At 71.0% G+C, this 11,570-nt stretch carries 11 protein-coding genes; 8 read left to right on the plus strand and 3 right to left on the minus strand.

Annotated elements, in window-relative coordinates; all coding sequences use genetic code 11:
- The first annotated feature begins 33 nt into the window (after window positions 1-33).
- The 5 genes from ACFYXV_RS05230 to ACFYXV_RS05250 all read left to right on the plus strand — a co-directional run bounded on the left by ACFYXV_RS05230 (window position 34) and on the right by ACFYXV_RS05250 (window position 6,792).
- Window positions 34-1,233, plus strand: a complete 1,200-nt coding sequence (locus tag ACFYXV_RS05230; RefSeq protein ID WP_389382026.1) for a sensor histidine kinase — start codon at window positions 34-36, stop codon at window positions 1,231-1,233.
- Between the two features lie 183 nt (window positions 1,234-1,416).
- The gene (locus ACFYXV_RS05235) at window positions 1,417-2,700 is read left to right on the plus strand and encodes a sensor histidine kinase (RefSeq protein WP_385472644.1); all 1,284 of its coding nucleotides are present in this window, start codon (window positions 1,417-1,419) and stop codon (window positions 2,698-2,700) included.
- A 148-nt stretch (window positions 2,701-2,848) separates the two neighbouring features.
- Window positions 2,849-3,508, plus strand: a complete 660-nt coding sequence (locus ACFYXV_RS05240; RefSeq protein WP_385472695.1) for a LuxR C-terminal-related transcriptional regulator — start codon at window positions 2,849-2,851, stop codon at window positions 3,506-3,508.
- A gap of 280 nt (window positions 3,509-3,788) precedes the next feature.
- Window positions 3,789-5,732 carry a 2-oxoacid:acceptor oxidoreductase subunit alpha gene (locus ACFYXV_RS05245; RefSeq protein WP_389382027.1) on the plus strand — a complete coding sequence of 648 codons (1,944 nt, stop codon included), beginning with the start codon at window positions 3,789-3,791 and terminating at the stop codon, window positions 5,730-5,732.
- A 1-nt stretch (window position 5,733) separates the two neighbouring features.
- On the plus strand, window positions 5,734-6,792 hold the full coding sequence (locus ACFYXV_RS05250) for a 2-oxoacid:ferredoxin oxidoreductase subunit beta (RefSeq protein ID WP_385472698.1): 1,059 nt from the start codon (window positions 5,734-5,736) through the stop codon (window positions 6,790-6,792).
- A gap of 35 nt (window positions 6,793-6,827) precedes the next feature.
- Here ACFYXV_RS05250 and ACFYXV_RS05255 read toward each other — a convergent pair whose 3' ends face one another.
- The gene (locus ACFYXV_RS05255; RefSeq protein WP_389382124.1) at window positions 6,828-7,166 is read right to left on the minus strand and encodes a winged helix-turn-helix transcriptional regulator; all 339 of its coding nucleotides are present in this window, start codon (window positions 7,164-7,166) and stop codon (window positions 6,828-6,830) included.
- Window positions 7,167-7,329: 163 nt separating this feature from the next.
- Between ACFYXV_RS05255 and ACFYXV_RS05260 the strand changes: the two genes are divergently transcribed.
- The 3 genes from ACFYXV_RS05260 to ACFYXV_RS05270 all read left to right on the plus strand — a co-directional run bounded on the left by ACFYXV_RS05260 (window position 7,330) and on the right by ACFYXV_RS05270 (window position 10,856).
- Window positions 7,330-8,184: an NAD(P)H-binding protein gene (locus ACFYXV_RS05260; RefSeq protein ID WP_389382028.1), complete on the plus strand. Its 855-nt coding sequence runs from the start codon at window positions 7,330-7,332 to the stop codon at window positions 8,182-8,184.
- A 173-nt stretch (window positions 8,185-8,357) separates the two neighbouring features.
- Window positions 8,358-9,326, plus strand: a complete 969-nt coding sequence (gene rarD / locus ACFYXV_RS05265) for an EamA family transporter RarD (protein WP_389382125.1) — start codon at window positions 8,358-8,360, stop codon at window positions 9,324-9,326.
- A 213-nt stretch (window positions 9,327-9,539) separates the two neighbouring features.
- Window positions 9,540-10,856: a M28 family metallopeptidase gene (locus ACFYXV_RS05270; protein ID WP_385472651.1), complete on the plus strand. Its 1,317-nt coding sequence runs from the start codon at window positions 9,540-9,542 to the stop codon at window positions 10,854-10,856.
- A gap of 46 nt (window positions 10,857-10,902) precedes the next feature.
- Here ACFYXV_RS05270 and ACFYXV_RS05275 read toward each other — a convergent pair whose 3' ends face one another.
- Complete coding sequence (locus tag ACFYXV_RS05275) at window positions 10,903-11,298, minus strand: hypothetical protein (RefSeq protein ID WP_383344135.1); 396 nt, start codon at window positions 11,296-11,298, stop codon at window positions 10,903-10,905.
- A complete protein-coding gene (locus tag ACFYXV_RS05280) occupies window positions 11,295-11,498 on the minus strand; it encodes a ribbon-helix-helix domain-containing protein (RefSeq protein WP_225884906.1) in 204 nt (67 codons plus the stop codon). Before ACFYXV_RS05280 ends, ACFYXV_RS05275 begins: the two co-directional genes overlap by 4 nt.
- Between the last annotated feature and the right edge of the window lie 72 nt (window positions 11,499-11,570).

Below are 11,570 nucleotides of genomic sequence, written 5' to 3' on the forward strand. Positions count from 1 at the left end.
AGCGGCGGACCGGGATTTGGCAGGCTGGGCCGCATGACCGCGCCCATTCAAGCCTCCCACCCCGGTCCCGACAATGACCGGCCGCCGCCCGTACGCCCCGCGCTGGGGGCCGTGGCGTGGAAAGAGACCGTCCATCTGCTGGGCAATCTGCCGCTCGCGCTCGTCGGTTTCGTCTACACCGTGACCATGGTGGCGACCGCGGGCGGCCTCTCCGTGACCGCGATCGGGCTTCCGCTGCTCGCGGTCGGCCTGTTCGGGTCCCGCCAGCTGGGACGGCTGGAGCGGGCGAGGGCGCGCGTTCTGCTGGGGGTGCGGGTGGAGGAGCCGACCCCGCTGCCCGGACCGCGGCGGGCCGGCGGGTTCTTCCCCTGGCTGTGGGCGGGGGTGAAGGACCCGGTGGGCTGGCGGTCCGTGCTGTACGGGCTGGTCCGACTGCCGTGGGGGGTGCTGACGTTCACGGTGGCGCTGGTGGGGCTGCTGGTGCTGTGGCCCGTACTGCCGTACGTGGTGCGCTGGCTGTCGAACGTGGACCGGCTGATGGTGCGGGGGCTGCTGTCGCCCTCGGACGAGCTGGAGCGGCGCATCGCGGAGCTGGAGTCCGACCGGGGGGTGGTGGTGGACACCGCGGCCGCCGACCTGCGGCGCATCGAGCGGGACCTGCACGACGGGGCGCAGGCGCGGCTGGTGGCGCTGGCGATGGGGCTGGGCCTGGCGAAGGAGAAGCTGCTGGAGGATCCGGACGCGGCGGCGGTGATGGTCGACGAGGCGCACGGGGAAGTGAAGCTGGCGCTCCAGGAACTGCGGGATCTGGCGCGGGGGATCCATCCGGCGGTGCTGACGGACCGGGGGCTGGACGCGGCGCTGTCGGCGGTGGCTTCCCGGTGCGTGGTGCCGGTGAAGGTGGCGGTGGATCTGGAGGAGCGGCCCGCGGCCGCGATCGAGGGGATCGCGTACTTCACGGTGTCGGAGCTGCTGCAGAACGTGAGCAAGCACGCCGGGGCCCGGGGGGCGAGCGTGGAGGTCTGGCGGAGCGCCGCGGCCTCTCCCGCTCCGGCCCGGCTGCTGATCCGGGTCTCGGACGACGGGCGGGGCGGTGCCGGTGTGGGCGGCGGATCGGGGCTCGCGGGGCTGGCGGAGCGGCTGCGGGCCGTGGACGGAGTGTTCGTGGTCGACTCCCCCGAGGGCCGGGGGACGGTGGTGACGGCGGAGCTGCCGTGGCGCGGGCGCGGCTGAGCCGGCGGCTCGGCCCTTGATCGGGACCCCCGTCCGGGGCGGGGCCGCGGTCGAGGCGGGCTGGATCGGGGGGTGGTGGGGTTATCCCCACCATGGGGACGCCTACCCGCCCGATGGTTTCCCGGGGGACCGGGCGCGAGGGTGGGGGTTGTCATGGGAGATACGGGAAGGGCGGGCCGGGTCATGGGTTTCGGGCGAGCGTTGCGGGCTCCCGTGGAGGGGCGGACCTGGCGGGAGTTCGGTTATCTCGTGCTCGGGCTGCCGCTGAGCGTGCTCTACTTCTCGCTCGCGGTCACCGGCGTCAGCCTGGGCGCCGGGCTGCTCGTCACCTTCCTCGGGGTCCCGGTGCTCGCCGGGGTGCTCGCCATGTGCCGGGGGTTCGGGCGGGTCGAGCGGGGCCGGGCGCGGGCCATGCTCGGCGTCGACATCGGCGAGCCGGCGCCCGTCCGGGCCCGGAAGCGGGGGGCGCTCGCCACCATGGGGGCCCTGCTCAAGAGCGGCAGTGCCTGGCGGCACGTGCTGTACTCCGTGATCCACCTGCCCTGGGCCGTCTTCGCCTTCACCCTGGCACTGGTGTTCTGGGCGTACGGGTGGGCGTTCCTCCTGTACCCCGTCTGGTTCTGGGTGTTCCCGGCCTACACGGACATGCCCGGGCTCCAGCTCTTCCAGAACGACGACTACACCTTCTACCTCGACTCCCCCGCCGAGATCGCCCTCGCCTGCCTGGTCGGACTGGCCTTCACCCTGGCCACGCCCTGGGTGGTGCGGGCCCTGACCACCGTCGACCGCGTCCTCATCGCCGGACTGCTCGGCCCCTCGCGCCTCGACGACCGCGTCACCGAGCTGGAGTCGGACCGCGGGGTCGTCGTCGACACCGCCGCCGCCGACCTGCGGCGCATCGAGCGCGATCTGCACGACGGGGCGCAGGCCCGCCTGGTGGCCCTGGCCATGGATCTCGGACTGGCGAAGGAGAAGCTGGCCGAGGACCCGCAGGCCGCCGCCCGCATGGTGGACGAGGCGCACGGAGAGGTGAAGGTCGCCCTCCAGGAGCTGCGCGACCTGGCCCGCGGGATCCACCCGGCCGTGCTGACCGACCGCGGTCTGGACGCGGCGCTGTCCTCGGTGGCCTCCCGCTGCGCGGTGCCCGTACGGGTGTCCGCCGATCTGCCGGACCGGCCCGCGGCCGCGATCGAGGGGATCGCGTACTTCACCGTCTCGGAGCTGCTCCAGAACATCAGCAAGCACTCCGGGGCCCGTACGGCGAGCGTGGACGTGTGGAAGTCCGGGGACCGGCTGCTGATCCAGGTCGTGGACGACGGCCGCGGCGGTGCGCGCGGCGACGGCTCCGGCACCGGGCTGGCCGGTCTCGCCGAGCGGCTGGACGCCGTGGACGGGGTGCTGGTCGTGGATTCCCCGGCCGGTGACGGCACCACCGTGACCGCCGAGCTCCCCTGGCGTTCCCGCTAGTCCGTTTCCCCCGGCCCCCCGGCGGCTCCCGAGTACGTCTCATCCGATGATCCCACTCGCCTCCATCCGGCCCCCAGGCTGGGATGCTTGGCTGAGTCAGGGACATCGGACGACGTGGACTCGGGAGCTGCTGGACGTGGAAGACAGGGTGCGGGTGGTCATCGCCGAGGATTCAGTGCTGCTGCGTGAGGGCCTGACCCGGCTGCTGACCGACCGGGGGCATGACGTCGTGGCCGGCGTCGGGGACGCGGAAGCCCTGATCAAGACGGTGGCCGAGCTGGCCGCCGAGGACGCGCTGCCGGACGTGGTGGTGGCCGACGTACGGATGCCGCCGACACACACCGACGAGGGAGTACGGGCCGCCGTACGGCTGCGGCGCGAGCATCCCGGCATAGGCGTGCTCGTGCTGTCGCAGTACGTGGAGGAGCAGTACGCCACCGAACTCCTGGCCGGTTCCAGTACCGGGGTGGGGTATCTGCTCAAGGACCGGGTGGCCGACGTGCGCGAGTTCCTGGACGCCGTCGTGCGCGTGGCCCGGGGCGGGACCGCCCTGGACCCGGAGGTGGTCGCGCAGCTGCTCGGCCGCAGCCGGAAGCAGGACGTGCTGGCGGGACTGACCCCGCGCGAGCGCGAGGTGCTGGGCCTGATGGCCGAGGGGCGGACCAATTCGGCCGTGGCCAAGCAGCTCGTGGTCAGCGACGGGGCGGTGGAGAAGCACGTCAGCAACATCTTCATGAAGCTCGGCCTGTCGCCCAGCGTCGGGGACCACCGGCGGGTTCTGGCCGTTCTCACCTACCTGCGGTCTTGACCGGAAGACCCGGGGCATTGATCAAAACCTTGATCAACTGACACCCTGTCAGGTGAGGCGTTACCTCACCCGGCCGCACGGGGCTCGCACTATTTCTGCACGGCACGAAATCTCGGAATCTCTCGGAATCCCGTGGACCTGCGCAATCCCACGGGATTCTCTCGACAGACCGCCGCGGACGACGGTCCGGAATACGAGCGTTCCCCGGGAAGGTCATCCCTGCCGACGTAGGGTTGACCTTGGGAACGGGAACGCCACGCCTCGAAGGAGGTCCAGTTCAGTGACCAGCCAGGTCAGTAGTCCAGCCGAGCAGGCCGACGGGGCCGAAGGTGCCGTAGTCGGCGAACAGCGGACCCCCCCGGCTCCGGGGGGCAAGGAAGTACGCCGTCTGGACCGGGTCATCATCCGCTTCGCGGGTGACTCGGGTGACGGCATGCAGCTCACCGGTGACAGGTTCACCTCGGAGACGGCCTCCTTCGGGAACGACCTCTCCACTCTGCCGAACTTCCCGGCCGAGATCCGCGCCCCCGCCGGCACCCTGCCGGGAGTGTCGTCATTCCAGTTGCATTTCGCCGATCACGACATCCTGACGCCGGGCGACGCCCCGAACGTACTGGTCGCGATGAATCCGGCGGCACTGAAGGCGAACATCGCGGACGTCCCGCGCGGCGCCGAGATCATCATCAATACCGATGAATTCACCAAGCGCCCGATGGCGAAGGTCGGCTACGAGACCTCGCCCCTGGAAGACGGCTCGCTGGGCGCCTACAACATCCACCAGGTGCCGCTGACCACGCTGACCGTCGAGGCGCTGAAGGGCTTCGGGCTCTCCCGCAAGGAGGCCGAGCGCAGCAAGAACATGTTCGCGCTGGGGCTGCTGAGCTGGATGTACCACCGGCCCACCGAGGGCACGGAGAGCTTCCTGCGGCAGAAGTTCGCGAAGAAGCCCGACATCGCCGAGGCGAACGTGGCGGCCTTCCGGGCCGGCTGGAACTTCGGCGAGACGACCGAGGACTTCGCGGTCTCGTACGAGGTGGCCCCGGCGACCCGCGCCTTCCCGACGGGCACCTACCGCAACATCTCCGGGAACCTGGCCCTGTCGTACGGGCTGATCACGGCGAGCCGGCAGGCCGATCTGCCCCTCTACCTGGGCTCTTACCCGATCACCCCGGCCTCGGACATCCTGCACGAACTGAGCCGGCACAAGAACTTCGGCGTTCGGACCTTCCAGGCCGAGGACGAGATCGCGGGCATCGGCGCGGCGCTCGGCGCGGCCTTCGGCGGCGCGCTCGGCGTGACCACCACCTCCGGACCCGGAGTCGCGCTCAAGTCGGAGACGATCGGGCTCGCGGTCTCCCTTGAGCTGCCGCTGCTGATCGTGGACATCCAGCGCGGCGGCCCGTCCACCGGCCTGCCGACCAAGACGGAGCAGGCGGACCTGCTCCAGGCCATGTACGGGCGCAACGGCGAGGCCCCGGTGCCGATCGTGGCGCCCCGGACCCCGGCGGACTGCTTCGACGCCGCCATCGACGCCGCGCGCATCGCGCTGACCTACCGGACCCCGGTGTTCCTGCTCTCCGACGGATACCTCGCGAACGGCTCCGAGCCCTGGCGGATCCCGGACGTCGCCGACCTTCCCGACCTGAAGGTCCAGTTCGCCTCCGGGCCGAACCAGCGGCTCGCGGACGGCACCGAGGTCTTCTGGCCCTTCAAGCGCGACCCGCAGACCCTGGCCCGCCCGTGGGCGGTCCCGGGCACGCCGGGGCTTGAGCACCGCATCGGCGGCATCGAGAAGCAGGACGGCACCGGCAACATCTCGTACGACCCGGCCAACCACGACTTCATGGTCCGCACCCGCCAGGCCAAGATCGACGGCATCCTGGTCCCCGACCTGGAGATCGACGATCCGGACGGCGCCCGGACGCTCGTCCTGGGCTGGGGCTCCACGTACGGCCCCATCACCGCCGCCGTCCGCCGCCTGCGGGGCGCCGCCACCCCCGTGGCACAGGCCCACCTGCGCCACCTCAACCCGTTCCCGAGGAATCTCGGGGAGGTCCTGAAGCGTTACGACAAGGTAGTGGTGCCGGAGATGAACCTCGGGCAGCTCGCCACCCTGATCCGGGCGAAGTACCTGGTCGACGCCCAGTCGTACACCCAGGTCAACGGAATGCCGTTCAAGGCCGAGCAGCTCGCGAAGGTTCTCGAGGAGGCCATCAATGACTGAGGTGACCGACGCCCCCCATCTGCTCTCCCTCGTGCCGAAGGCCGAGGGCAAGCAGTCGATGAAGGACTTCAAGTCGGACCAGGAGGTCCGCTGGTGTCCCGGGTGCGGTGACTACGCGGTACTGGCAGCCGTGCAGGGGTTCATGCCGGAGCTCGGACTGGCGAAGGAGAACATCGTCTTCGTCTCCGGAATCGGCTGCTCCTCGCGTTTCCCGTACTACATGAACACCTACGGGATGCACTCGATCCACGGCCGCGCCCCCGCCATCGCCACGGGCCTGGCCACGTCCCGCCGGGACCTGTCGGTGTGGGTGGTCACCGGCGACGGCGACGCCCTCTCCATCGGCGGGAACCACCTGATCCACGCGCTGCGCCGCAACGTGAACCTGAAGATCCTGCTGTTCAACAACCGGATCTACGGGCTGACCAAGGGCCAGTACTCGCCGACCAGCGAGGTCGGCAAGATCACCAAGTCCACCCCGATGGGCTCGCTCGACGCGCCCTTCAACCCCGTGTCGCTGGCCCTCGGCGCCGAGGCCTCGTTCGTGGCGCGCACCGTGGACTCGGACCGCAAGCACCTGACCGAGGTGCTGCGCGCGGCCGCCGACCACCAGGGCACGGCGCTCGTGGAGATCTACCAGAACTGCAACATCTTCAACGACGGCGCCTTCGAGGTCCTGAAGGACAACGCGCAGGCCCAGGAGGCCGTGATCCGGCTGGAGCACGGGCAGCCGATCCGCTTCGGCACCGACGGCCACAAGGGCGTCGTACGCGACCACGGCACCGGGGAGCTGGAGGTCGTGGACGTGACCCCCGAGAACGAGTCCCGGATCCTGGTCCACGACGCGCACAGCGCCGGCCCGACCACGGCCTTCGCGCTTTCCCGCCTCGCCGACCCGGACACCCTGCACCAGACGCCCATCGGGGTCTTCCGCAGCGTGGAGCGGCCGGTCTACGACACGCTGATGGCCGAGCAGCTCGACCACGCCGTCGACGCCAAGGGCAAGGGGGATCTCAGCACCCTCCTCGCCGGCGGCGACACCTGGACGGTCGTCGGCTGATCCGCATCCCCGCAGGCCGGACGGCCCGGAGCTCCTCAGGAGCTCCGGGCCTCGTCGTACGCGGCCCGGGCCGCCTGGACGTCGGCGGTGCGCCGCTCGGTCCAGCGGGCGAGGGCGTACACCTGCTCGGCGGCCTCGCGTCCGAGCGCGGTCAGCGAATAGTCCACGCGCGGCGGGATCACGGGCTTGGCGTCGCGCAGCAGGAACCCGTCGCGCTCCAGCGTCTGGAGGGTCTGGGCCAGCATCTTCTCGCTGACGCCGCCCACCTCCCGGCGCAGCTCGCTGAAGCGGTACGAGCGCTCGACGAGGGCGGCCAGCACCAGGACGCCCCAGCGGCTGGTGACGTGCTCCAGGACTCCGCGGGAGGGGCACATCGGGGCCTTCACGTTCACGGCCGGCTGCTCGCTCACCTTCATACCAGTACCTTACTTTGAAGTGGGTACTTACGAAAGGTTAGCGCTCTCCCTAGGGTGGTGTCACACCCCGAAGCCGGACATGGCCACACGCCCAGACGTGGCCCCACGCAAGGAGCGCACCATGAGCATCGTCGTCACCGGAGCCACCGGAGCCCTCGGCCGCCTCGTCGTCGAGGAGCTGCTGAACCGGGTCCCCGCCGAGCGCGTCGCCGTCGTCGTCCGCAGCGAGGAGAAGGCCGCCGACCTGGCCGCCCGCGGGGTCGAGGTGCGCGTCGCCGACTACGACGCCCCCGAGACCCTGGCCGGCGCCTTCCGCTCCGGCGACCGCGTCCTGCTGATCTCCGGCAACGAGGTCGGCCGCCGGGTTCCGCAGCACCTCGCCGTGGTCGCGGCCGCGCAGGCCGCCGGCGTCGCCCAGCTCGCGTACACCGGGATCCTCGGCGGCCCCGGGGCCGACTTCGACCTGGCCGCCGAGCACAAGGTCACCGAGCAGGCCGTCCTCGACTCCGGCCTGCCGTACACGTTCCTGCGCAACGGCTGGTACCACGAGAACTACACCGGTCAGCTGGGCACCGTCCTGGAGCACGGCGCGGTCGTGGGCAGCGCGGGCGAGGGCCGGATCGCCTCCGCGGCCCGGGCGGACTACGCCGCCGCGGCAGCGGCCGTGCTGACGGGCGAGGGCCACCTGAACCAGGTGTACGAGCTGTCCGGCGACTCCGCGTGGAGCCTGGCGGAGTACGCCGCCGAGGTCGCGGCGCAGACCGGCAAGGAGGTCGCGTACAGCGAGGTCCCGGCCGACGCGCACCTGTCGATCCTGACCGGCGCCGGGGTGCCCGAGGGCTTCGCGGCGATCCTCGTCGACGTGGACGCGGCGATCTCGCGCGGCCGCCTGGCCCACACCGGCGGGGACCTGTCCCGCCTGATCGGCCGCCCGACGACCCCGGTGGCCCACGCGATCGCCTCCGCCCTGGCCTGAGCCCGAGCGGGACCGGCCGCGGCCCGAGCGGGACCGGCCGCGGCCCGAGTCCGCGCCGCCGCGGCCACGCAAGGCCCCGGAGGTGTCATGAGTATCTCCTGTGAACGGGCATGACATCCGGTCCCCCCGGCGCTACCTTCGTCAGGTTGGCCGAATCACGACTGGAGGGCCCCGTGAAGGCGGAGAACGAGCAGCGCACGGGTTTGCTCTACGGATTCGGCGCCTACGGGATGTGGGGGCTGGTCCCCCTGTTCTGGCCGCTGCTCAAGCCGTCCGGAGCCATCGAGATCCTCGCCAACCGCATGGTGTGGTCGCTGGGAGTGGTCGGGATCCTGCTGCTGGTCATGCGCCGCTGGTCCTGGATACGGGACCTGCTCCGCGCGCCCCGCAAGCTGGCCCTGACCGCGCTGGCCGCGTCGGTGATCTCCGTGAACTGGGGCCTGTACATCTGGGCCGTCAACAACGGCGCGGTCGTCGAGGCCAGCCTCGGGTACTTCATCAACCCGCTCGTCACCATCGCGATCGGCGTGCTCCTCCTCGGCGAGCGGCTGCGCCGGGCGCAGTGGGCGGCGGTCGGCATCGGCGTGGCCGCCGTGCTGGTGCTCGCCATCGGGTACGGGCGGCCGCCGTGGATCTCGCTGGTGCTGGCGTTCTCCTTCGCCACGTACGGGCTGATCAAGAAGAAGCTCAACATGGGCGGGGTCGAGTCGCTCGCCGCCGAGACCGCGCTGCTGTTCCTGCCCGCCCTCGGCTACCTGCTGTGGCTGGGCGCGCAGGGCAGGTCCACCTTCGCCACGGAGGGCCTCGGGCACGCCTCGCTGCTCGCCGCGACCGGGCTGGTCACCGCGATCCCGCTGGTCTTCTTCGGGGCGGCCGCGATCCGGGTGCCGCTGTCCACGCTCGGACTGCTCCAGTACCTGGCCCCGGTGTTCCAGTTCGGGCTCGGCGTCGTGTACTTCCACGAGGCGATGCCGCCGGAGCGCTGGGCCGGGTTCTCCCTGGTCTGGGCCGCGCTGGCGCTGCTGACCTGGGACGCGCTGCGTACGGCGCACAAGACCCGGGCCCGGCTGGAGGCGGCCCGCACCGCCGCCGCCCCGGTGCCCGCCCCGGCGGCCGAGCCGGCGGCCGAGCCCGCGACGTAACCCCGCACCGCGCGCCCCCGATACCCCCACGATCCCCGCTACGGAACCCCCGTAGCGGGGATCGTCCGTTTACCGAACCACCCTGACCGAATCGCGGTCTTGACGGGCAGTCACCCTTCCACTGAACATCAGGCTCGCACTGACGCACGATCGCTCAATTGCGCCACCCCGCACGTTCCGTTCAATCCCCAACGGAATCCCGGAGTCCCCCACATGAGCCTGTCCGTCTCCCGGCGTCTCGCCGCCGTGACCGCGATCGCGGTCGCCGGCCTGTTCGCCTCCACCGCTCCCGCCGCACTCGCCGCCCCCACGGCGGCGACCGCGGCGCCGACCCCGCCCGACATCCCGGTCGCCAACGTCAAGGCGCACCTGGCGCAGCTCCAGTCCATAGCCACCGCCAACGGCGGCAACCGGGCCCACGGCCGCGCCGGCTACAAGGCCTCGATCGACTACGTGAAGGCCAAGCTGGACGCGGCCGGGTTCACCACCACCCTGCAGACCTTCACCAGCAGCGGTGCCACCGGCTACAACCTGATCGCCGACTGGCCCGGCGGCGACCCGAACTCGGTGCTGATGTCCGGCTCGCACCTGGACTCGGTGACCGCCGGCCCCGGCATCAACGACAACGGTTCCGGCTCGGCCGCCATCCTGGAGACGGCGCTGGCCGTCTCGCGCGCACAGCTCCAGCCCACCAAGCACCTGCGGTTCGGCTGGTGGGGCGCCGAGGAGCTCGGCATGATCGGCTCGAAGTACTACGTGAACAACCTGCCGGCCGCCGAGAAGTCGAAGATCTCCGGCTACCTGAACTTCGACATGATCGGCTCGCCGAACCCGGGCTACTTCGTCTACGACGACGACCCGACCATCGAGCAGACCTTCAAGAACTACTACGCGGGCGTCGGCATCCCGACGGAGATCGAGACCGAGGGCGACGGCCGTTCCGACCACGCCCCGTTCAAGAGCGCGGGCATTCCGGTCGGCGGCCTGTTCTCCGGCGCCGACTACACCAAGACGGCGGCGCAGGCGCAGAAGTGGGGCGGCACCTCCGGTCAGGCCTTCGACCGCTGCTACCACGCCTCGTGCGACACCTCGGCAAACATCAACGACACCGCCCTGGACCGCAACTCGGACGCCATCGCGTACGCGATCTGGAACCTGGGGGCGGCCACCCCGGTCCCGCCGGGCCAGTCCTTCGAGAACACGGCGGACGTGAACGTCCCCGACTCCCCCGGTGCCGCGGTGAACTCGCCGATCACCGTCTCCGGTGTCACGGGCAACGCCCCGGCCACCACCAAGGTGGACGTGAACATCGTGCACACGTACATCGGTGACCTGGTGGTCGACCTGGTCGCCCCCGACGGCACCGTGTACAACCTGCACAACCGCAGCGGCGGCAGCGCCGACAACCTCGTCAAGTCGTACACGGTCAACGCGTCGAGCGAGGTGGCCAACGGAGTCTGGAACCTCCGGGTGAAGGACGGTGCGGCGCAGGACACCGGCTACATCAACAGCTGGAAGATCACCTTCTGAGACGGGAAGGGGCCCCGCCGACCAGAAGGGACGTCGACGACATCCCCTAGGAGGAGGCCGTCTGCGGCTCCTGTATGAGGGCCCGGAGCTCCTCGGCGACCGTCCCGATGTCGGCGCGGCCCAGCTTCGCCGCCTCCACCAGGTCGCCGAGTTCCTCCGGCGAGGGCAGCTGTCTGGCTCCCGCCACGCGCAGGTACGAGCGCGTGGCGGCGGCCGCGTAGAACTCGTTCATCGGCGATTCCAGCGCCGGGCACACCGCGAGGGTGTGCAGAAACGCGGCGGCCCGCCACGCGGTGTCCGGGGCGGGCTGTTCGGGCACCAGGACGAGGTCGTTCTGGTGCCGGGCGACCGCGGCGGCCACCCCGGAGGGATCCCACACGGCGGGATCCGACGGGAGATGGTGGGCCAGAGCGGTCCAGGCCCACTCCATGGTGATCTTCAATTGCCGAACCGCTCCTGGAAGTAGCCCCAGTGGTCGGCGAACTCCTCGATGCCGGAGAGGAAGTTCTTCCGGTCCTCGTCGAGCTCGCGTTCCGTCACCTCGGTGATCAGCGCGGTGACCGTCGTCCCCAGTGCCGCCGCGCGCGCTTTGAGGCGCTCGTGGAACTCTTCGTCCAGGCGGATGGTGACGTGTCTCGACATGCTTTTCACGGTACAGCGGGCGCGCTGTACACGGGGCGACAACGGCCGAAGGGTGGGCAGGGACACAGTCCC

Source organism: Streptomyces sp. NPDC002181 (genome assembly GCF_042890485.1).
Taxonomy (GTDB): Bacteria; Actinomycetota; Actinomycetes; order Streptomycetales; family Streptomycetaceae; genus Streptomyces.

What these genes read in the sequence shown, in the direction of transcription:
- ACFYXV_RS05230 (WP_389382026.1), top strand. Translation starts at nt 34, where the DNA reads ATGACCGCGCCCATTCAAGCCTCCCACCCCGGTCCCGACAATGACCGG.
- ACFYXV_RS05235 (WP_385472644.1), top strand. Translation starts at nt 1,417, where the DNA reads ATGGGTTTCGGGCGAGCGTTGCGGGCTCCCGTGGAGGGGCGGACCTGG.
- ACFYXV_RS05255 (WP_389382124.1), bottom strand. Translation starts at nt 7,166, where the DNA reads ATGTGCCCCTCCCGCGGAGTCCTGGAGCACGTCACCAGCCGCTGGGGC.
- ACFYXV_RS05260 (WP_389382028.1), top strand. Translation starts at nt 7,330, where the DNA reads ATGAGCATCGTCGTCACCGGAGCCACCGGAGCCCTCGGCCGCCTCGTC.
- ACFYXV_RS05270 (WP_385472651.1), top strand. Translation starts at nt 9,540, where the DNA reads ATGAGCCTGTCCGTCTCCCGGCGTCTCGCCGCCGTGACCGCGATCGCG.
- ACFYXV_RS05280 (WP_225884906.1), bottom strand. Translation starts at nt 11,498, where the DNA reads ATGTCGAGACACGTCACCATCCGCCTGGACGAAGAGTTCCACGAGCGC.